We start from the raw sequence: 20,565 nt of genomic DNA on the forward strand, positions 1-20,565 counted from the left end.
TGATATAAAATGCGTATATGACATAATCGGGTCGGGCGAATCTTTAAGGCCCCCGCCCTGATTAGGGTTGGGGGGAGTGGCTCGTGGGCTGCCGTCCACCACCTAACACATTCTGGTAGAAAATCCTCTCTTTCCCGGAAAACCCGTAAATTTTTTCAAATTCGTTCGCCTTTTTGCCATTGCCTAGGCAAATGTATTGCCTTGTTTGATATTTTTGGTAACAGCCAATCTTATCAGAAAATACAATAACAAACCGATCGGCCCGAATAGAAAGGTTAGAATTTGGCAAGGAAGAACCAACCATCTTGAGATTCCTAGAGATTTCGCATTTTCAATTTCCCATGTTCCGATGAACAAATCAAAAGATAAATAATGAATCCATCCGGCAAGCAAAGCCCGATCATTCATAAATAACTTTCTTACGTCCGCCAGACTACCGAAACCGCCTTCACCTTCTCCGAAGCTGGTTCCGATAAAAAAAGCATACAGCCCCCCAAAGATAAGTGTTGAGATCAGGATTGTGGTAATGTTCTTCGTATGTTTCCAATTCGGAGCAACGATTAGTATCAGCCAACCTAACACTGCAACATTGCTTGTTATTTGAAATACTGTTTCTAAATTCATAAAACTTCTCCTGGTTTTGAAATTTGTTTGTTTAATTTAAAATTCGAGACAATTAAGAAAATTCCTAAAATGGACAGAGACAAGGATGCTGCATATGCTATTTGGAATTTAAGACTAGTTGCAAATAAAGATTCACCGGTTAACGCTTGTATCTGCATTATAATGGTTGTCGACAAGTATGAGATACCGAAGAGTCGTAACGACATAAAATCGGAGATACTTTTTTTATCATCTTCTCTACCCATGGAAAAAATCCAGGCGAGAATTGAAAAAAATTGCATAGCGTGCATTCCGAAAAAATGAGGTACCCGCATATCACCTGCTAACTTGCTCCACCCGAAGAAATCGATACCTTTTCCGCCGTCCGTCGCTCCGAATGTATGCCCGCCGCTTGTAGTAAAGATTCCTCTCTGCATTTCCGCTATTTGTTCGGTTCTTGGCTGAGTCATAAAAAAGCCAAGAACCATTCCGTATGCGGCGATTCCAAGTCCCCAAACAAGACTTTCCCGCAATAAAGGATGGATATCCGATTTACGAATTACTTGGAGGGTAATGAGAAGATGGGCAATCCAGAAAATGGTAATGCTGATTCCCATAAGTGAAAAGATAAAACCGTTCAAGGGAGAGCTTATATTGAAATGGCTATCGATACCTCGCGCAGATTGAAAATAGATACATATAATTTCGATTAGGAACATGAGAGTTAGAACCCAAGATAAACTGTAAATGTATTTTTCCTTAAGTCTTGAAATCTGTAAAATCCATACCAACGTAAAAGAATAAACGGCTATTGAGATTGTGAATTTAACCGATTTTGTCCACATCGGTGCTGATGATATCATCCTTTCATCGAAAAAATACAAAGGAAGCAAAATCAACAATGCGATTCCCATAAGTATTCCGTTTGCATATAGCGGATTTTTTCCTTTAAAGACGAGGTTTGCAATTAAAGACATGGTTGACTCCTCTGCGTTTTGAATTGAAATTGATGTTGACAGTGTATATATTTAAGTAGTCGATGTCAACATAAAAAGTGGACACTGCAAACATTTATGAAAAAAAAAGAAAACAAAACTTCCAAACAAACCCCGGAGTCATACCACCATGGTGACCTACGAAACATGGTTCTTTTGCGTTCTGAAGCGATTTTAGAGGAAAAAGGGGTCCAAGCTTTAAGTCTCCGGGATGTAGCCTCGGATTTAGGCGTAAGCCATTCTGCGCCCTACCGGCATTTTCCGAACAAATTGGATCTTTTGTACGCTTTGGCGATTCGTGGGTTTTCCGATTTGCGCGATGCGATGGATCGGGCCTGGAAAGAAAATGAAAGCGCTCTTCTGAAATTGAATGCCGCAGGTTCGGCTTATATCCATTTGGTACTTCTTCATCCCAGAAGAACGGAACTGATGTTTGGCGGAGAAGTGAATTGCGGGGAGGACCCTCCTGAAGAACTCCAGCAAGTAGGCAAAGAAGCCTATATGGGTTTATATCGAATTGTAGAAATGGGGCAGGCTGGTAATGTTTTCCGAAATGATTTCACGGCGGAAACTCTTGCGATGAGCGTTTGGAGTTCCGTGCACGGATTTGCAGTGATAAATGAAAGATATTGGCGTTTAACAAAAACAGAAGAAGAAAGAGAAATCATACGAAAACAAATGAATTCTCTTTTGGAGATAGTAGTGCATGGGATCCGGATCAATCCGTAAAGTAAATCACCCTGCTTGTAACTTTTGAAATCTCCCCTTTGTTCTCTACAATGACTTCCATTTCGATCGGGTAATCTTTTAAAATCATTACCAAACCTATGCCCGAATGGTGGGGATCGTTTTCATTCAATTCTAATTTCTGAATATAAAGATCGTCAAGATTTTCCGATTCGAAAATTTCCTTTAGATTTACTTCATAAGTTTGTAGGCTTTTGTCATTTGTATAATTGATGACAACCATTTCAAAACAACGGGTTCTATAGGCTAACTCGAGATCAATATCGGCTTTGTCATTATAGGAATATTTGGCAGCATTTTCCAAAAGTTCGTTGAACACAGTTGAGATGGAATTTACAATTTCGGAACTTCTCATTGCTTCCGGAGTTGCCGTTTCATTGGGAATGAAAGAAAACCCGTAAAAATAAGCAACAAAGTCGGAAAGAATCCCGATCCGTCTCCAGTGAGACATCAAATCCAACGGCTTTAAATGAACCGAGATTCTGGAATCAGCTTCTGTTTTTAAAATGTCTATTGATTTTAGATTACTGTACTTTCGCATAATGCTTGTGTATAACGGAAATAGGATATAGTATTATTTCAAAGCCGCAAGCGCTTTTTCTAATGCAAATCGCATTAATCGTCTTTCTTCGAGATCTGTACTGATTTTATCGAAATGTAGCGGTTTCAACAAGAATCCGTTATTGTCAAATTTCAGGAATGGATTTTCCTTCTTCTCCTGGTTCTCTTTCAGCCCGATCACTTGGTAGGTTTCTATAGGCGTGTGCACTCCCTTAACTACGATCTCACCTTTGGGTCTCGTTTCGATAAACTCGTCTATCAGGGATTTAGTTGCGTTGGAGATGAGCACTCCGCCGGGCTCAGATGCGTGTTCCAATCGGGAAGCCACATTCACCGGACCGCCAATGATTGTGTAATCCATCCTTTCATTGGTTCCAAAGTTGCCTACTGTAACATAACCTGTATTAATCCCGATACGACAAGTAAGACTGTGGTTGATTCCCGACTTTCTCCAATACTCGTCCAAAGCAGGAAGACTGTCTCTCATCTCAATCGCCATTTTCACACAATTTAAGGCATGAGCGGTATCGTTTTCAAACACAGGTGCTCCAAAAAAGATCATAATGGCATCACCGATAAACTTATCTATGGTTCCGCCGTATTTGATCGCAATGGAGGACATTACGTCCAGATACTTGTTTAGACAGTCGGATAGGATTTCCGGTTCGATGGAATCCGTAATGGTTGTAAAGCCTACAATGTCCGAGAAAAAGATAGTGAGTTTCCGGCGTTGATAAGAATTGATCGATGTTTCATCTTCTTTGGAACCGGTGATCATCTCATGGAGTTGAGGGGATAGATATCTCCTCATACGATCCATAAACATTTGAATCTTTTTATTATTTTCCAGGAGCTCGTTTTCCACTTCAGTGGAATGGTCTATGATATTTTGGTAAAGTACTTCCAGCTCGGCGTACTTGGCCTGTTCTTCCTCAAGTAGTGCTTGTAAATCTTCACCGCTCACGAGAATCCTACACCTTTCTTTTCATTACCATCACGGTAATATCGTCATACAATTGCATTCCGTCGATAAACCCGTAGATGTCTTTATAAATTGCTTCGATAATTGCATCCGTAGTAGGAAGACCCGAGTGTTTTTCTAAAGATTCAACCAAACGTTTGGAACCGAATTGTTCCCTGTTTGCATTTTCCGCTTCCGTAGCGCCGTCCGTATAAAGAAGCATAATGTCTTTCAAACCGAGTTCGATTTTGTGTTCATGAATGAATTCGTCGATGGATTCCGTCAGACCGACTAACATACCATGATCGGTTGTATCGATGATCTCCGTTTTCTTCGTCGCTTGTCTGTAAATCAGGATGGTTTCGTGCTGGCCGGCTGTTGTAAAAACACCGTCTTTATACGCGAATAAGGAGAGAGTGAGATTTCTAATGTCTTTCATTCTTATATGAATATTAGAAAATAAGATAGAGTTAATAGACTTTAGAGATTCGCGTAAGGATTGTGTTTTTGCCCGCAAAGTAGTGATAAATGCGGACTGAGTCATTAGCATCACAACTCCGGAAGCCAAACCATGATCCGTTACATCTCCTATACCGATGTAAATCGTGCCGTCTTCATGAGGAATGACATCGTAGTAATCTCCACCTACTTCGTTAGCCGAATCCATTCTTGCGGAAATTTCCAATTCTTTGATCTCTACTAATTCTTCAGTACGGGGAAGAACCATCGCTTGGATTTGTCTTGCAACATCCAACTCCATTCCCAAACGCATGTTCTCTTCCAGGATGGCTTGCTTTTCCGTATTGGAAATCAAGTCGGCTTGCTCTTGCGTTGTGCGTGATGTGTTTACGATGGCGTATAAAATCAAACCGCCGGTAACAATCATATAAAGAAGGATAAGAAAGATTCCCATCGGAACTGCGTTGACGATGAAAAAGGAACCTTGCTCTTCTAAAAAGTGAGGCTTTAAAATATCCGACATCTCCATCAATTTCTCGTTGAACTGGGACATCTGAGGAAAAAATACGATCGTTAATGCTGCATACTCTATGAATAAAACGATCAATGCGAATATGATTGTCTTTGTATTGTTACGAATCGATGCTAATGCAATGAGAATGAAATAAACATAGACCATCGGAGCGGCATAGACCAAACTTGGGTTCTTTTGAGTATAAGCGCTGTATCCTGTAACAAACGTTAGAAGCGAAATTTCTAAAAAAGATGAAAGAAATTTAAAAATATTTAAGTAATTGCCTGATTTTTTTAGGGAGTAATAGACGATAAAATTATAAGCAAGTAAAACTAAAATAGCGGCCAGTTGAAAATAGAACTCGATGACGGGTCTTCCCGAAACAAGGCCGAGGGTGGCAAAGATTACTAAAAAGCCAAGGAAGAAGAAACGGAATTTCGTTGCGAACGTTTCCGCGCGAAATTCACCTTGGTAAGCAATCTCTTTGAGTTGTGTTTTGTAATAATCGGAGAGGACGAATCGGTTTTCGGTAGCGGGGGCTTGCGACATAGGTTACAGGTTTCTTTCTTTATATTTCGATATTGAGAATGAGGAAAATTAGCTAATAACGTCATACATTTTGCATAAATTGCAAATGATTTTTCATTTTTTTAGGAGGAACCGCAAATGGGTCAAATTCGGGTTCGATTGGCGCAAAATACAGAAGATAGGGAAAAAATTTTCCAATTACGTTATGATATCTATGTTCAGGAAATGAACAGAAAACAATCCTTTGCTGACCATGAGAAAGCTAGAATCCATGAACCTTATGATGATACAGGCCATTTGTTTCTTGCCGAAGACGATGACCAGGTCATAGGAACCGTTCGGATCAACTTCCGCAAAGATGGAGAGCTGGAATGCGAGGAACTCTATGATATGGATCATTTTCGTCCTTTCTACCCCGATCAAGTATCCATGTCTACCAAGCTTATGGTGCGCCGGGAATACCGTTCCTCCGCCGCCGCAAGTATGTTGTGTATGAAGATTTATGAGCACGCCCGGGAAAACGGAATACTCATCGATTTTATCGATACAAACCCTCATCTTGTGCGTTTGTACAGCCAAGTAGGGTACAGATTGTACAAGAAAAATATAGATCACCCTGATTATGGAAATGTAATCCCAATGGTTTTCCTTTTGGATGACCACGAATATCTCAAACAGATTCATTCTCCTTTCTTACGACTTGCCAAAAGATACCCGGCAGGTACGGAACTAGCCGATTTATTTAAGGAACGATTTCCGGAGTATAGAGATATCCGACCTCTTTTCTCCATGGAAGGGGAAGAAGTTTGGAACAATATCGTTACGGATATGGCACTTCCTCCCAACCAAGCACTTTCCTTTCTTTTCAATTTCACGGAACAGGAAGCTTCCAAATTACTTTCCATGCTGGATTTGATTGTCTATGAGCCGGGTGCCATTGTATTCAAACAAAACCAGGAAAGCCAAGGTTTGTTTTGTGTTCTGGAAGGTGCAGTGTCCGTTCTTGTGGAAAAAGAGGACGGTTCCTATTCCACAATTGCGGTTTTAAACCAAGGGGAAATTTTCGGTGAACTGGGGTTTGTTGCTAAAACACAAAGAAATGCAACGATTGTTGTCCGTGATAAGGCTAAACTGCTTATCCTAACTCCGAATGAATTTCAAAAACTGGAATTACAAAGCCCGAGCCTTGCGATGAAATTGTTAACTAACTTGTTTGTGATTTTGGGACAGAGATTCAATGAAATGTCCCGCCGCATGCTCGATTATCGTAGATTGTACGAGATGGGCGGTGTAGAGGCGTAAAATATTAGTAATTAAGCGATTTCTAAAACAACCTGGTCCCAAAGTTTCTTAAAATTGGAGAGAGACTTGGATTGCCAGGATACGTTCAAAGAACCTAATATTTTAATCTGGTAAGAAGCACTCTTTCTCGAATCAATAATGAACATAGACAAGGTGGTAATCCCGGAACTGTTCACGAATTGCAGTTCTTTGAAATCCATCGTTAATGATACACCTTGGCAAAGTTTGGCGACATCACGTAAAAAGTTCTTAATTGGTTCGTATGCTGGTAAGTTCTGAAGTCGAATGGAACCGACGAATTTCACCGTTCTCGTCGCTTCGTCAAATTGAATGTGGTAGTCTAAGTCTTTGATTTCCATGAATTTTGCGCCTGGTTATATCTCTTCTACGTTGATGATGGCTCGCACCGTTATTTCATGAGTATCGGCATCAATCTCATTGAAACTGTAACCGAACCGGACAGGATAGTCCTTCAACATCATGAGAAGTCCAAGTCCCGACTTTGTGTCGCCATCTTCTTTCGATTCTAAAGTAGAAAAATAAAGCTCTTCTACGTTTTCCGCTTGTAGTTTGCTCACGAACGCCTCAAAGGATTCGCGAAGGTTTCTGGAGGCGATGTTGGAAACATCTACCTTCAAAAGATTTCCGTAATGTTTTAACTCGATTTGAATGCGTCCTTCCCTAGCTTTGGAGAACTTGGATGCATTTTCCAGTAGTTCGTTGATAATTGTAGAGAGTGAATTTGCTTTGGTATCACTCGCCTCATAACAATAAGAATAAAAACCCGCAACAAAATTGGCAGTAAGACCGCATCTACGCCAGTAGGTAGTCATATCAATCGGCTGAAAGATCAATTTTAACTGCCCGTCAGCAGGCAAGTTGTCTGGTATCGTTTGAAATTCACCGATTATTTTCGGTACTTTCTGGTTCAAATTCCGCCTCCGTTATTTCCGATACAAATGAGTTTCGAGTTTTAATGAAAAACGTACACGATTGGACATGTACTCTGATTGGCAACGAGAGTATACATCCTGCATACCGTCCGGGTGCCCCATAAATGATAACATCGACCAACCTGTCATCATTCCTAAATGAATGGTTGGGTAATCTAGTTTCGGTTTGTCGTCATTGCCATCGTTGCTGGCAACGAAGTCGGTTCTGGCTTCCAGAGTCAGACCTAAGTCTTTCGCAAAGCCCGGAACCTTTTCCATCACATATCTATCAGCAGGATGGATTTCCGCGTGTTTTGCAACCATTTCTAAAAGAACGGGAGGTCCTTCGAACGTTTTGTCGTTGGGACAAGTGATGAGTAATTTTCCACCGGGTTTAAGCACTCTGTAGAATTCTTTCATCACTTTTTCTGGCTCTTGGATGTGGATGAGAACCATGGAATTAAATATAAAATCAAAACTATTGTCCGGATAATCCAGATTGCGAAGGTCACAAACCTTCCAATCGATCTTGGGATAGGAAAGTTTGCAGTATTGAACCATTTCTTCCGAAATGTCACAGGCGGACCAAACCAGGTTCGGATTTTTTTTTGTAAGAAAACTGGCTAGGATTCCAGGACCTGCCCCTGCGTCCAATCCCTTACCGGATTCCTTTTCAAAGTGAATGGAATCAAAGAAAGGATCCAGAAGCAAACGAAACAAGTTTGCCTGAGCGGAGAGTCTAGGCATCTCGTCATGGATGGATATTTTTTGTGTATAAAAGTTTTCGCTCAAAGTTACAATCTCAAATCAAACGCGATCTAATTGTAAGAAAAGAATCCTTTTTTTTTAATTTGGTCAACTGAATTCTCAAAGTTTTTTCACCAAATTGCTATAAATATTGAGAATGGAGCCATTCCGAAGAAAAGGCGGGAAAAATGGGGGAATGTGACCTCCCTAAGACATAACTTGCAGACCGTTTAGCAGAAGCTAGACTTTGGCCGAGCTTTTGTGAAATACTTGCTTGTTGTTACAGCTTACTTTCCTAGGAATTTGAAAACGCCGATGATGCGTCTTGTATTCCAAAACCTATATTTTTTATGTCTCATTGAAAAAGACATTTTATAAAATTGTTATGGATTGATTATTCCACCAATTTTCCCACAACGCCATCGATGTCGGGCCCATTTGTGTAAGAATGAGGATATACATAACCTGCGCTCGTTGCTGGGTTTGTAACTGCAGTTGCAGAAATCATTTTGATGAATTTGAATCCGTTTGTTTGAATATTCGTTTTTACCGTATTATCGCAAGCAGGGTTTTGAGCATCGGAACTGTACAGATCGTCCAGATTGAATCCGTCTCCACCGCCGGTCAGGAAACCGCTTCCTGTGGAAGTGAATAGTTGTTCCAGAGTGAAGATTTTCGAGGTCATGTTATAATTGACCGGACGAAGGCCGCCGAAGCCGGGCCAATAGGCGATTTTATTATTATCCGAGCTTGGCAGACCGCCACCAAATCCGCTTAGATTGAATCCGCAATAATTGGTGCCGTCGAAAGATACTTGTACAACCATCGGATCAAACGCATAACGATCGCTTGTATCGCTCACCTTGAAAGGGTTTTCATAAACTATGAAATCAACTCCGGAAACATTTTTTACAGTCTTACCACCCCAGGAAAGTACTACTGTAGCACCTGTGCCTGTTAAATTAAGTGCGTATACGTCGAGTGAGCCGGAAGTTTCTCCACCACCACAAATTCCGTTGATTGCTTTTGTGGAATCATTGAATCCGCTGACTGTGGAATTTGCCGAGACAACTGTATTTGCAATGGGTATACCCGAAGGTAAGGAAGCGGGAGGGCAAGAGCCCAATGTGCTACCCGATGAAGATACTGAAGTTAAAGCTAACAATGAAAGTAAATCCGATGAATTATTCTTTTTTTCTCCCGAGCAAGACATGAGAAGAACTGATAATAACGAATAACCTAACCCTTTAATAAAGTTTTTGATTTTAAATTGCATTGTTTTTCTCCAATAGAAAACCCTGCTTTGTTGGAGCAGGGTAAAAAAATTTAACTCTTAATTCCAATTTGTCGGGTTGGAAGATACAAACAGAGCTTTGCTCCATCCGAATCCACCGCAACCTGATCTGGTAGGATCTGCCGAACTGTAAGCCGACAAATTTGCGTTTTGTGCTTCCGCTAAAGTTGCGAAGTTAGGGAAAACCGTGCAATAGTAGAAACATTTTGTGGCAGAGTTTTCGCATCCTACGGAAGTAGGCGTAGTCCAAAGCACTTTTGTATATTTGCTTGGGCTGAAAGAATCAGTTGGTAAATATTGATAAATCAAAGTTCTTGCCGAACTGTCTGCAGATATGATTCTTGTGTAGCTAGTACCGGATGCCCAAACACCGAAGCCGTTCGGATCTTGTGCGATGGAAACATTCGTTGTGAAGCTGGAACAAGTTCCGGCACTGCAAAATCCGCCCTTCCAATATCCTCTAATCTCTGTTAAAGTGTTGTAGACGGACGCGGATCCTTGTTGTTGACCGAGCAGAAGACCTGCAAGCAAATTCGTGTCTGCTTCGGATTTATTCACTTTTCCAGAATCGGAACAAGCGGTGAAAAGAGAAATTGCCAGAATAGCAACAGTTAGTTTTAAAATTGTTTTCATTTAGATTCTCCTAAATCTTGGTTTGAATTTAGGGGAACACGATTTGGAAATAGGCGTATCTTCGTTGTTAAACGATGAGTCTTGACTTCTGGATATGAGAGAGTAAGTAACTTTTTTTCCATTCGGGCGCCCCGATTTTAGCCTTCGGGGCCCCTTTACCATGTCTCACGGAATGAGTCATAAGTAAGTGTGCAAAGTTCCCATACCTCGGAGCGTTCTTTGCGGGGAAGATCTGGCTTACCATCTAACAAAGCGAAAGCTAAGTTGATGTATCACAGTTGCGGGTCAGCACAGGAGTTGCACCTGTTTCCTCCCTGAAGGTTAAGGTCAGGTTCGTAACCATGGACTTTTTTGTCAATTTTCAAAATCTAATTAGATTTTGTTTTATCGGAAAGAGATTTTAAGAATGTTACGATGGAATTGATTTCAGAATCTGTCATGGGTCGACTCATTTCATATTGGTTCATTCTTGTTACTGCTTCTTTTAAGGTTCGAACACTTCCGTCATGGAAGTAAGGGGCGGTCAAGGCTACGTTACGAAGAGGTGGAACTTTAAAAAAAGATTTATCATCTTGGTTCCCCGTAAATTCGAATCTTCCCAAATCGTTCGTATTATAAGAATAAAAGGAATCCAGTTTTTTGAATTGGTTGCCGCCTAACAGATATCCGCTATGACAATTTGTACAACCCAGATCCATAAAAGTCTTTAAGCCTTGTTTCTCTTCATTATTTAGTGCGCGCAGATCCCATTCTATAAAATCATCGAATCTGGATTTGGAAACCAAAGATCTTTCGAAGGCGGAGAGTGCATTTCTTAAGGAGTTGATGCTGATCGCGGGCGAATCGGGAAAAGCATTCTGAAACAAACCCGTATAACTAGAGTTATTTTGAAGTCTTGTCAATAATTCTGCTTCCGAAGGCAAAGCCATCTCCAATGAATCGAGAAAAGGTGCTACCGCCTGATCGAATAAATTTTGTTTTCTTCCGTCCCAGAAAATAATCGGAAGGTACCCCACGTTTAAAATCGTAGGAGCGTTTCGCCTTCCTATCTGGCCGGAGGTGCCGCGGGATGTGGATTGACTGTCCATGCCTGCGGAATTTCCATCTAACGGATGGCAGGTGTGACAGGACTGAACATGGTTGAGGGATAAAGTATTATCTCTGAAAATTTTATTTCCCAGGGTAATTTGTGCCGGGGTATCCGACTCGGAGCCAGGAGTTTTTGGCGGCAATAATCCGATTTTGATCCTAGCTTCCGCTTGAATTTCCGCTCCTCCGGGAATTTGGTAAAGATAAGCTGCGAGCAGTCGGGTATTGTCACTGTCTTCTTTTTTCTTCAAATCAAAGTCGGTATTGCATGCAGAAAATAACCAAATAGAAGTTAGTAATAAAAATGTTTTGTATATGCACTTCGGCGAATACAATTGCATTTTCAGTAACATAGGTACCAAACACGGAAATCTATTCAAAATGGTCAAACCTTCTTTCCGTTCAGTTTTTGACTATTTGTGTAATTTCGTGAGAGGGTGCGTTTTTTTGTGGAAAAAATTTGCAACCAATTCACTTTAATTCGTTCGAACGATAGTAATAGGAAGGATAGAGCTTTGTATTATTTAGGCAGATTTCTCGGATTGATATTTATGTGGGCGCTTGTCAAACCTATGCGACAAATTTACGGACGCAAAAAATGTACGTATGAAAATGAGCATATTCTAAAAGATTTCAAAGGCAAGTCTGTGATTTTGGTAGCCAATCACATCAAACCGAGAAATAAATTTTTACGTTTGGTAACTATGCCTTATGATGCGTTTATGATTCGCGCCATGTTAAAAAGACATGGTATCTATACTACGGCACTTACCAGTTTCGATTCCGGTAAAAAAGGAAAAAAAACTCCTGGGCAAATCAGGAAAGAACAATTGGTAAAAGGCATTGTTACTTCTATTGACCTAATTCCGATTAATCGGAATCAGAGTGATCCTGAAACTATTAAGGAAGTAAAGAGACGGATTAACTTGGGAAATTTAGGCCTTGGTATATTCCCGGAGGGGACTTGGTTCCGTGGTTTTCGTAAATCAAGACGTTTGCAAGGCGGGATGGCGGTTCTTAGCAAAAGATACAACCTTCCGATTTTGCCGATGTACATTGAAGCTTATAATTTAAATAAGCCGCTCCGTATAGCCATCGGAAATCCGATTTGGGAACCGATGGACGCAAACCTGGTAACTGAATATATTGCCAAAGAATTTTTGCGCCTGAAAGAGAGAAGGGCCGTAGATGTAGGAGCTGATGTGGTGGAAACTACGGGAAAGGGTTGAGTTTTTAGAATACTATCCCCGCCCTATCGACATTGGGTGGGGTTAACCACCCGCCACCCAATGTGCTCCATTTAGCATACATCAGACGGTAGCACAACCACCTTTTCGAACTTGGGATTTTTTTTGATTTTTAGTTCGCCTTTTTGCCCTTAGTTAGGCTTGGTCATCGTGGAAGTTGTGGTACCTCCCGCAAATCCTAACGAGGCGAAGTTCCTTCCAGCAGAGTTTTAAAATAAGAAATCCCCTCTTCGATCGGATTGTCACTTCCACGTCTTTTTTTCAGCATCCCCGTCATGTCCAAAACCAAAAGTCCGTACATCCAACCCCACATCATCCGAGCGATCGCAGGGTATTCTTTTTTGGGATAACGAATCTCTCCTGATTCGAATCCTTCCCGTAGTGTTTCTAAAAAGAAACGGTAACTTTTGGGAAGCTGAGGAAACGCTTTTCTATGCACTGTGTTATAATCCGTATTGAACATAACTTTGTGGAGTTCTCTGTTTGTGCTGGCAAAATAAAAGTAAGCACGGGCAATTGCCGCTAATTTTTGGAAAGTGGTATTTGCATTTTCATCCGGAATGGATCTTCGTAACATTCCCAAGAGTTCGTCTTCCCCGTGTTTGATGAGGTCTTTGACCAAGTCCACTTGATTTTCGTAATAAGAGTAGGGACTGGCCACACTGCAACCTAGTCGATGAGCGATCTTGCGCATGGATAGGCCTTCCAATCCTTCTTCCCGAAGAATCAAAAGGGACGTTTCCCGAATTTCTTCCCGCGAAAGGCTATTTCGAATACGGCGTGTACGGTTACCTAATTCCACTAAGAAATCACTACTCTACTTAGATTTTATTTTAAAGAGTGAAATGGAAACAAGTCTAATTTCTTGCAAAATGGATTTGTGAATTATTTATTCCGAGGAATCGGAAATGGATTTTTTGAGAAACATTTTGCATAATCAACTAACTAGCATTTGTATTTTATGAAGGGAAGACCGAATATTAAATCCCATATATCCGATCTTTCCTTTATTCTCATAATGTTTTGATTAAACTCTCAGAACGGAGACTCCTTTCGTCACTCCGGAATCCGAAGAGACAAGACCTTCTTTAATAAACCTGATTGTCTTTTCGATTATATCTGGAGAACGCAGAATCATTTTATGGCCTAGCCCTTCCGTTGAGATAAGCTCTGCCGATTTCCATGACTTTGCTACTTTCTCGCCTTTTGAATAAGGAACCTCGTCATCATCTTTATCATGAATGACTAAAAGTTTCGTATTCAAATTTTTTCCAAGTTCGGCTGTATTCAAATATTCCAATGAAAAATTAAATCTTTTTTCTATTCTGGCTTTCATCTTTTCCATCGTATCGAAATCGAAATTCATATAATTGCAAAATTCATATCTGAAATCTTCCAAACGCAAAGGCGGGGAAATGTACACTGCTTGTTTTACCTCTAACCCTTTTTCCATCGCCAAAGTTGCAATGGCTCCTCCGAAAGAGTGAGCGAGAAATGCGTAAGGTACACCTACGATCTCAGTGAGCTGAATCAATGTTTGTGCGGAAAGAGGCAAACTGTTATGCCTTCCTCCGGAAACACCATGACCGGGAAGATCAAAGCTGACTATGGAAAAACCTTCCGCTAGCAAAGGTTCAACGAATCGGGATAAATTTCCGCTATGGCCATTCCATCCGTGAACCAGAAAAACCAATTCACCACCTCTATCCCAATGCCAGTAATGAATTTCCCGGTTTCCCATACGAAAGGTTTTTTCCACACCTGTGGCTAGAACATCTTTCTCTTTTCGGGAAGGAAAGGATCTTGTAGGTGTGAAAAAAAGGTTTTCTGCCACTGCCGCCAAAAACTCGGGTTTTCTTTTTGCAAAGTCCAGTTTCCTTTGAACATGATTTGAAAAAGATCGAACGTTCGTGCTTATTTTTGATTCCATAATCTACTCCTGGTATTTGAAATTGCGTCCATTATATTTAAATTTCCTTTATGATTTTCGTTATGCCAATGATCTTTGAATCAGTTCTTCAAAGCTTGATTTAGCTCTTGTTTTTGATTTCGCATCTTGAAAAAAACGATGGTAGAGTTGAAAACCCAATATGATTCCCCAGAGTTCCTGGATGAAAAAATCGGATTTGAATCCCGGTTTTAGAATTTTGTCCGCTTTGACTTCGGATAAAAATCTTTCGATTAACCTCATCAATTCCGATTCCACCTTAACCAGATAATCCCTTACAGCTCCTGGTTTGTCGTCATAGGTGGAAATACTTCCTAAGACCAAACAACCGCCGGGCAATGCATCTCCTTCGATCCATTCCAACCAAGTAATAAACAAAGTTCTGATTCTTTTCAGACCAGGTTCCGACTTAAGCACAGGATAGATGACGTTCCTTCGGAACATTTCCGATCCCACTTTTAATACTTCGATTTGAAGGGTTTCTTTGGATTGGAATTTACCGAAGATTCCGCTTTTGGACATACCCAGATCATCCGCCAAAGTTCCGATGGTCAGCCCATCCAAACCTTCCTTGCTTGCGATCTGAACGGCACGGTTCAAAATAATCGATTTTGTTTCTTCTCCTTTGCCCATAATTCAATACGAACGATCGTTCTTTTTTTGTCAATCCATATTCCGCGTTTCCCGGATCTATCTCTTCACTGGAATAAAAAAACGCCCTTTTAGTTCTCTGGGGAGGGAACCAAAAGGGCATCCAGTGATGAGTCAAAATATGATTCTATTCAGTTACGAATATAATCCAAAATTGTTAGAAGGCGCCATTGACTTGCAGGTAAGCCATTCCTCCGTCAGTTGCCGCCTTATGTTTTCCCAATATATAATTGGGATTGATCCCGAAGCTATTGCTGCTCGCGTCGTAAACGTAAAGAGCGTTTCGGTAGTTAGTGATTGCATTGCCCGCATGAAGATAACCGACACCCATCCAGATGGAGACGTTGTCGTTGATTTTGCCCATCCAAGTTAAGTCGATCTCGGTATAGATATGTTTTCCCAAGGAATAATTCTGAGTGTATACGTTATTGGTGTAACTTTCCGTACTTCCTTTTGCAGTATCAACGGGAGAAGAATTTGCGGAACCGATCGTTGATGCGGAGTTAGCTGCACCACTTACGGCATACCATGCATCTTGTCTTTGCGCTTTATCATTTGCAAAATAGGAAACTTGAAAGGTGCCGTATTCGTCGGTTTTGTAAGAAATACTCGCTCCCTTTGATATTAAGTTTTTGGTATCGATGTTTTCCGAAATCCCTGCCACAGTATTGAAGTAAGGAATCACACCGAATCTCGGGTTGGATAAAGTTTGGAAAGTGGAAGCGCTTCCGTCGGAGCGATTCGCATCTCCGGATGCATATTGAATTTGACCGCCAATTCGAAGTTTTTCGAAGAAGGTATAACCTGTTTGAGCGAAGTGAAATTGCCCCGTGTATTTTTCCCTTTCCGTTTTCATATTTTGATAAGTGGTAGGTAAGTCGTAGCCGAACATTTTCTCCCGAATCCGCTTTCCGGTAAAACCGGATTGCCAAGCACTTTCCACCGTCCAATCCCAAGAGGATCCTTTGGGTAGGTTGTTATTTTCCGTCCGGTTGGTTAAACGAAAACCCGCAGTGTATAATTCTTCATTTTGTTTGGAACGATTCATCGCAAGTGGATCGTCTGCGGATGCATTGGGAAGATTGGTCGCGGCATTGTATGTATTGGGTTTCCATTTGCGAACTACGTTGATGCTGTAAACATCCGCAGTGACTGCGTCCAGAATTTTGACTGAATTATAAGTTCCGAATAATGTGGTATCGGTTCCTTTGGACGCGCTGTTGATCGTAGGATCGTTTGCGGAAATAACTCCGTTGGTTCCGCTTTGGGTCCAAAAAGGCCGGGCTGCAAATAAATGAATTTTGAAATCGGATCTTTCCAGCATGATTCTGGCGCCGTCATAAGAAAGCCCGTTGATCGTCCAGTTACCACCACCTATCATCCGTTGGTCGCCATAGGCCCAGATCTGACGACCTAATTGAACCTTGATATCCAAAGGAAGTTTTTTCAGCATAAGGAACGCTTCTCTGATGTCCGTGCTATTCAATGCGGCATTGCTTTGACCTGCTGCGATTTGAGTTGGAGTGTTATTGAAAAAATTGGCTCGGATGTCTCCGGAAGAGGCGGGGGCTTCCCCTCCCCAAACTCTGGAATCCTGCACAGTTACTTTTGCAGATACATAAGGACTCGGATCAAATATAAAGAAAAGGGAAGTGGTTTGGACGGCTCTATCGATTACTTCTTTGTTGGATTTATCGAAATTGAGGTTGTTTCTTGATTCGAAACGGGGACGAAAATAGGCTCCTACCCTAAGAACGTCATTGATCCAGAGAGATTCTGATTTGTTCACAGACTTGGCAAGATCAGGCTCCACAAACATATGTCTGGCAAATTCAGGATCGATTCCTTTCTCTATCATGGGGGATTTGTATTTTTCTTTCACTGTGGTGGCAGGGGGTGGAGTTGCCGTTGTCGTCGGTTCCTCTGCACTTAAAGAAAGAGTGCAGATCAGCAGTGCACATAGAAGAGTAACACTCGAAAAAGAGAGTGGGGAAGGAATTTGTTTAGGATTCATATATCTCCAGAATTATAAAATTAGACAATTTGTCTTGTCCAAAAATATAAACTTAGACAAAGTTATTGTACTTGTATAATTTTGCCAAACTTTAAAACCAGTAGATATGGGATGGCTCGGAACAAAATGAATTGGCGACACAGGATCTCTCTTTCCTTGTTTGCGCTCTCTTCCGTGAGCTGTGGAGATTTGGGACCGAGCGGCGAATTGGACCAAAACATATCCAACCAAGTTGAATATCGTTACGACGGCCAGCTGAGTCTTAAGTCCTGTTCTTTGGATTCGATCGAAGAATTGAAGCACGTTGAGTGGCACAAGAACTTGGGAAGTTCCGTCCGTTCCAGAAGAAATCCCAGAGGAAATTGGCTTCGTTTTACCTTATCAAATCCTTCCGAATTGCTTTGGAAAAGAACCATTCTGGTACAATGGATCAATATCCCAGTCGCTGAACTTTGCTCCGAATCAAGAAAAGGAGAAACGGAGGATTCCTTCAGCGGGTATTCCACCGAGTCGGGCCTTTTCGGATTATTATCACCTTATCCTCATTTCAATATTGATCTTTTACCGAAAGAAACCAGGACATTCTATCTACGAATTGAATCGAATGAAGACCTGAATTATCCGATTCGGTTGATGTCGGGGACAGGTTATTATTGGTTTAAACGGTTCCGTTGGACCGGTTTTATATTTTTGTTCATTATGATGGCTGTCTTTCTCGTTTGGGCAGGGATTAATTTTCGCAAAAAACAAAGATTCGTTTATGTCGGTTTAGGCATTCATTATACTTTATTCACTCTACTTGTTTATTTCATTCACGGCAAGGAGTTTGCCGATGTTTTCGGAAATGAGAACAATCTGTTTCGTCATGCATATTTCATTTTGCTTTGCCTGAACCATTTTTCATTTTCCACCTATTTGTTGTTATGGGATAGATTTCAGTCCGGAAGTTTGATACATTCCAAAACATTTTGGGTCACTTCTTTGTCAGGATTGGTTTATCTGCTGGTTCCTGTTTCCCAGTTTTGGTACGAGCATCGTATCTTATTATTATCTTTTGTATTCGGTTGGATGATTTTTTATTTTGTAAAAAGCCATTTTTCCCTAATTATTTCCAATCACCGGGGCAAACTGGGTTATGTAACGGCATGGGGGATATTTCTATTTTTCTTTTTTCTGATGACCCTGTTTCATTTTGATTTTTATCCTTATCATTTTTTCACAAACTTCGGCGCGATCTTTTATCTTCCTTTTTTTACGTCATTTGCTTTTATACAGGTGGATAAAATGGAAACGGATACCTTGCATACTGTTAAAAAATCTAATTTAACTCAAATAGATGTGTTTCAAGTTACTTCCGATTTGAAAGAGATGTTGGAGAACGATAAGATTTTTCTTTCGGAAGATTGCAATGAAGAACAAGTAGCCCAGTCTCTGGGAATCGGATATCACCAGTTAAGCGAACTTGTGAATTCGGAATTTAAAATGAATTTTCCGTCTCTGTTGAATTATTACAGAGTTTTGGAGTCAAAACAATTATTATTACAAGATAAAGGTAAGAATATTTCGGATATAGGGAGAGAGGCTGGGTTTGGATCTCGGTCTGCTTTTTATTTGGAGTTTAAAAAACAAACCGGTATCAATCCAAATGAATACCGCAAACAAGAATTAGGGCAAAAGACGAAAGTTAAGCGAATTAATTAAGAAAAAGTAAGTAATCAAGGATTGTTTATGACAAGTACATCTATACCTGATGATGGTCTACAAGGTTTAAAGAAAAACTGGAAATCGGATTTAATATCCGGATTCATTATTTTTTTAATCGCATTGCCGCTCTGTTTGGGAATCTCTCTTGCTTCCGGAGCTCCTCCGATGGCAGGACTTTTTTCCGGAATCGTAGGGGGACTTATCGTGTCTCTCTTCAGTGGTTCTTATGTTACGATCAACGGACCTGCAGCAGGTCTCATTGCCGTTGTTCTTCATTCCATTACCGTGCTCGGTGGTGGCGATAACCGATTGGGATTCGAATACACTCTTGCGGTAATTGTAATCGCCGGAGCTATTCAGATTGTTCTGGGGCTCTTACGAGCAGGGAACCTAACGGTTTTCTTTCCTATCTCCGTTGTTCACGGGATGATGTCCGCTATCGGTATCATCATCATATCCAAGCAGTTCTATGTTGCTTTGGGAATTACTCCTGTAGCAAAAACGATCAGCGGATTGATTTTGGAAATGCCATTCAGCCTTAGTAAAATCAATCCGGAAGTTGCGATCATCGGGATTTCGACGATTTTGGTTTTGGTCTTACTCGGTAGAACCAAAAATGCCTTCGTTAAAAAACTTCCCGCTCCTCTGATTGCGGTGGTGATCGGAGTGATCCTCGGGATTGTATTCGATTTGGAAGACGAACATTCGTATTCTCTTATGGATCAAATCTACAAAATCGGTCCTACTAGTCTCGTGACACTTCCTGCACATATCACAGACGGAATCATCCACCCTAACTTTGATAAGATCGGAACCGGAGTTTTCTGGCTGATGGTAGTTACGATCGGACTCATTGCAAGTATCGAATCCCTTCTTACCGCATCCGCCATCGATAAAGTGGATCCTTACAGAAGACGTTCCAATATGAACAAAGAATTGGTGGCGAAAGGTATCGGTAACTTTTTTCTAGGATGGATCGGTGGATTGCCGATCATTGCGGAAGTTGTCAGATCATCAGCTAACATTAATAATGGTGCAAAAACAAGATGGTCCAACTTTTTCCACGGTGCATTTTTGTTAGTGTTTATCGTTTTGCTTCCCGGGCTGATTCATAAGATTCCTTTGGCATCTCTTGCAGGGGTTTTGATTATGGTAGGAGTAAGACTTGCTTCACCGGCGGAGTTCATTCATGCCTATAAGAAAGGTTGGGATCAAATCGTTGTGTTCCTTGTAACGGTTTTCTTTACTGTTTTTGAAGATTTGCTCGTCGGTGTGGGTGCCGGTATCGTAACGAAACTGATCATCCAACTGATATTAGGTGTTCCTTTACGCAATATGTTCATTTCCGATGTGGAAATAGAAGAAAAGAAAGACTCTTATACTTTGCATATTCGCAAAGCATTGATCTTTTCAAACATGTTGAGTGTAAAAAGAACCCTGAACAAACTTCCGAGAGGAAAGTCGATTGAAATCAAATGTGAGTCTTTGAAATTTGCGGGTTACTCCGCGTTGGACTTTTTGAATGATTTCAAAAACGATTATGAATCAGACGGCGGAAAAGTGATCATTTCCGGAGTGGACGATTTGAAACCGATTTCCAATCACCCTCAAGCATCGAGAAGATTGGTCTAATCGA

General features: G+C 41.0%; 20 protein-coding genes. 5 read left to right on the top strand and 15 right to left on the bottom strand.

Translation table 11 applies throughout. From position 1 onward, the window contains the following. Window positions 1–183 precede the first annotated feature (183 nt). Window positions 184–624 (bottom strand): ABA4-like family protein, encoded by a 441-nt coding sequence (locus tag DI077_RS02055; protein ID WP_109022067.1) that lies wholly within the window; start codon window positions 622–624, stop codon window positions 184–186. Beyond that, window positions 621–1,580 carry a hypothetical protein gene (locus tag DI077_RS02060; RefSeq protein ID WP_109022068.1) on the bottom strand — a complete coding sequence of 320 codons (960 nt, stop codon included), beginning with the start codon at window positions 1,578–1,580 and terminating at the stop codon, window positions 621–623. Before DI077_RS02060 ends, DI077_RS02055 begins: the two co-directional genes overlap by 4 nt. 96 nt (window positions 1,581–1,676) lie before the next feature. On the opposite strand from DI077_RS02060, the gene DI077_RS02065 reads away from it, so the two are divergent. Then, window positions 1,677–2,327: a TetR/AcrR family transcriptional regulator gene (locus tag DI077_RS02065; RefSeq protein ID WP_242935312.1), complete on the top strand. Its 651-nt coding sequence runs from the start codon at window positions 1,677–1,679 to the stop codon at window positions 2,325–2,327. Here the strand turns inward: DI077_RS02065 and DI077_RS02070 are convergent. Genes DI077_RS02070 through DI077_RS02080 form a run of 3 tightly spaced genes read right to left on the bottom strand, consistent with a single transcriptional unit; the run spans window position 2,317 to window position 5,389 of the window. After that, a complete protein-coding gene (locus DI077_RS02070) occupies window positions 2,317–2,886 on the bottom strand; it encodes a slr1658 superfamily regulator (RefSeq protein ID WP_109022069.1) in 570 nt (189 codons plus the stop codon). The two genes, DI077_RS02065 and DI077_RS02070, sit on opposite strands and share 11 nt — an antisense overlap. A gap of 33 nt (window positions 2,887–2,919) precedes the next feature. Continuing rightward, window positions 2,920–3,870 (bottom strand): adenylate/guanylate cyclase domain-containing protein, encoded by a 951-nt coding sequence (locus DI077_RS02075; protein WP_109022070.1) that lies wholly within the window; start codon window positions 3,868–3,870, stop codon window positions 2,920–2,922. A 7-nt stretch (window positions 3,871–3,877) separates the two neighbouring features. Next, window positions 3,878–5,389 (bottom strand): PP2C family protein-serine/threonine phosphatase, encoded by a 1,512-nt coding sequence (locus DI077_RS02080; protein ID WP_109022071.1) that lies wholly within the window; start codon window positions 5,387–5,389, stop codon window positions 3,878–3,880. Between the two features lie 117 nt (window positions 5,390–5,506). Here DI077_RS02080 and DI077_RS02085 point away from each other — a divergent pair, with 117 nt between their 5' ends. Continuing rightward, complete coding sequence (locus DI077_RS02085; protein WP_109022072.1) at window positions 5,507–6,670, top strand: GNAT family N-acetyltransferase; 1,164 nt, start codon at window positions 5,507–5,509, stop codon at window positions 6,668–6,670. A gap of 11 nt (window positions 6,671–6,681) precedes the next feature. Here DI077_RS02085 and DI077_RS02090 read toward each other — a convergent pair whose 3' ends face one another. The 6 genes from DI077_RS02090 to DI077_RS02115 all read right to left on the bottom strand — a co-directional run bounded on the left by DI077_RS02090 (window position 6,682) and on the right by DI077_RS02115 (window position 11,745). After that, the gene (locus tag DI077_RS02090; protein WP_109022073.1) at window positions 6,682–7,029 is read right to left on the bottom strand and encodes a slr1659 superfamily regulator; all 348 of its coding nucleotides are present in this window, start codon (window positions 7,027–7,029) and stop codon (window positions 6,682–6,684) included. A gap of 15 nt (window positions 7,030–7,044) precedes the next feature. Then, complete coding sequence (locus DI077_RS02095; protein WP_109022074.1) at window positions 7,045–7,602, bottom strand: slr1658 superfamily regulator; 558 nt, start codon at window positions 7,600–7,602, stop codon at window positions 7,045–7,047. Between the two features lie 12 nt (window positions 7,603–7,614). Continuing rightward, on the bottom strand, window positions 7,615–8,394 hold the full coding sequence (locus DI077_RS02100; RefSeq protein ID WP_242935313.1) for a class I SAM-dependent methyltransferase: 780 nt from the start codon (window positions 8,392–8,394) through the stop codon (window positions 7,615–7,617). 349 nt (window positions 8,395–8,743) lie between these two features. Continuing rightward, entirely contained in the window at window positions 8,744–9,625 is an 882-nt protein-coding gene (locus DI077_RS02105; RefSeq protein WP_109022075.1) for an LIC_13355 family lipoprotein, read from the bottom strand. A 57-nt stretch (window positions 9,626–9,682) separates the two neighbouring features. Continuing rightward, window positions 9,683–10,276 carry a hypothetical protein gene (locus tag DI077_RS02110; RefSeq protein WP_109022076.1) on the bottom strand — a complete coding sequence of 198 codons (594 nt, stop codon included), beginning with the start codon at window positions 10,274–10,276 and terminating at the stop codon, window positions 9,683–9,685. A 368-nt stretch (window positions 10,277–10,644) separates the two neighbouring features. Next, window positions 10,645–11,745 carry a cytochrome-c peroxidase gene (locus DI077_RS02115; protein WP_242935314.1) on the bottom strand — a complete coding sequence of 367 codons (1,101 nt, stop codon included), beginning with the start codon at window positions 11,743–11,745 and terminating at the stop codon, window positions 10,645–10,647. A gap of 135 nt (window positions 11,746–11,880) precedes the next feature. Here DI077_RS02115 and DI077_RS02120 point away from each other — a divergent pair, with 135 nt between their 5' ends. Next, a complete protein-coding gene (locus DI077_RS02120) occupies window positions 11,881–12,594 on the top strand; it encodes a lysophospholipid acyltransferase family protein (RefSeq protein ID WP_341461787.1) in 714 nt (237 codons plus the stop codon). Between the two features lie 196 nt (window positions 12,595–12,790). On the opposite strand, the gene DI077_RS02125 is transcribed toward DI077_RS02120, so the two are convergent. From DI077_RS02125 to DI077_RS02140, 4 genes are all read right to left on the bottom strand, one after another. Further along, entirely contained in the window at window positions 12,791–13,414 is a 624-nt protein-coding gene (locus DI077_RS02125) for a TetR/AcrR family transcriptional regulator (protein WP_109022077.1), read from the bottom strand. 225 nt (window positions 13,415–13,639) lie between these two features. Next, window positions 13,640–14,542 (bottom strand): alpha/beta fold hydrolase, encoded by a 903-nt coding sequence (locus tag DI077_RS02130; protein WP_109022078.1) that lies wholly within the window; start codon window positions 14,540–14,542, stop codon window positions 13,640–13,642. A 60-nt stretch (window positions 14,543–14,602) separates the two neighbouring features. Beyond that, entirely contained in the window at window positions 14,603–15,193 is a 591-nt protein-coding gene (locus tag DI077_RS02135; RefSeq protein ID WP_109022079.1) for a TetR/AcrR family transcriptional regulator, read from the bottom strand. Between the two features lie 175 nt (window positions 15,194–15,368). After that, window positions 15,369–17,225: an alginate export family protein gene (locus tag DI077_RS02140; RefSeq protein ID WP_109022080.1), complete on the bottom strand. Its 1,857-nt coding sequence runs from the start codon at window positions 17,223–17,225 to the stop codon at window positions 15,369–15,371. Window positions 17,226–17,351: 126 nt separating this feature from the next. Between DI077_RS02140 and DI077_RS02145 the strand changes: the two genes are divergently transcribed. Further along, the gene (locus DI077_RS02145) at window positions 17,352–18,926 is read left to right on the top strand and encodes a helix-turn-helix domain-containing protein (RefSeq protein ID WP_167837221.1); all 1,575 of its coding nucleotides are present in this window, start codon (window positions 17,352–17,354) and stop codon (window positions 18,924–18,926) included. A 27-nt stretch (window positions 18,927–18,953) separates the two neighbouring features. Then, complete coding sequence (locus DI077_RS02150) at window positions 18,954–20,561, top strand: SulP family inorganic anion transporter (protein ID WP_109022082.1); 1,608 nt, start codon at window positions 18,954–18,956, stop codon at window positions 20,559–20,561. Window positions 20,562–20,565 lie beyond the last annotated feature (4 nt).

This window comes from Leptospira kobayashii (assembly GCF_003114835.2).
GTDB classification, from domain to species: domain Bacteria; phylum Spirochaetota; class Leptospiria; order Leptospirales; family Leptospiraceae; genus Leptospira_A; species Leptospira_A kobayashii.

Excerpts from the sequence above, each read along its gene's own strand:
- DI077_RS02085 (WP_109022072.1), top strand. The coding sequence starts at position 5,507 with ATGGGTCAAATTCGGGTTCGATTGGCGCAAAATACAGAAGATAGGGAA.
- DI077_RS02080 (WP_109022071.1), bottom strand. The coding sequence starts at position 5,389 with ATGTCGCAAGCCCCCGCTACCGAAAACCGATTCGTCCTCTCCGATTAT.
- DI077_RS02110 (WP_109022076.1), bottom strand. The coding sequence starts at position 10,276 with ATGAAAACAATTTTAAAACTAACTGTTGCTATTCTGGCAATTTCTCTT.
- DI077_RS02105 (WP_109022075.1), bottom strand. The coding sequence starts at position 9,625 with ATGCAATTTAAAATCAAAAACTTTATTAAAGGGTTAGGTTATTCGTTA.
- DI077_RS02145 (WP_167837221.1), top strand. The coding sequence starts at position 17,352 with ATGAATTGGCGACACAGGATCTCTCTTTCCTTGTTTGCGCTCTCTTCC.
- DI077_RS02150 (WP_109022082.1), top strand. The coding sequence starts at position 18,954 with ATGACAAGTACATCTATACCTGATGATGGTCTACAAGGTTTAAAGAAA.
- DI077_RS02135 (WP_109022079.1), bottom strand. The coding sequence starts at position 15,193 with ATGGGCAAAGGAGAAGAAACAAAATCGATTATTTTGAACCGTGCCGTT.
- DI077_RS02130 (WP_109022078.1), bottom strand. The coding sequence starts at position 14,542 with ATGGAATCAAAAATAAGCACGAACGTTCGATCTTTTTCAAATCATGTT.
- DI077_RS02090 (WP_109022073.1), bottom strand. The coding sequence starts at position 7,029 with ATGGAAATCAAAGACTTAGACTACCACATTCAATTTGACGAAGCGACG.
- DI077_RS02065 (WP_242935312.1), top strand. The coding sequence starts at position 1,677 with ATGAAAAAAAAAGAAAACAAAACTTCCAAACAAACCCCGGAGTCATAC.
- DI077_RS02070 (WP_109022069.1), bottom strand. The coding sequence starts at position 2,886 with ATGCGAAAGTACAGTAATCTAAAATCAATAGACATTTTAAAAACAGAA.
- DI077_RS02060 (WP_109022068.1), bottom strand. The coding sequence starts at position 1,580 with ATGTCTTTAATTGCAAACCTCGTCTTTAAAGGAAAAAATCCGCTATAT.
- DI077_RS02140 (WP_109022080.1), bottom strand. The coding sequence starts at position 17,225 with ATGAATCCTAAACAAATTCCTTCCCCACTCTCTTTTTCGAGTGTTACT.
- DI077_RS02055 (WP_109022067.1), bottom strand. The coding sequence starts at position 624 with ATGAATTTAGAAACAGTATTTCAAATAACAAGCAATGTTGCAGTGTTA.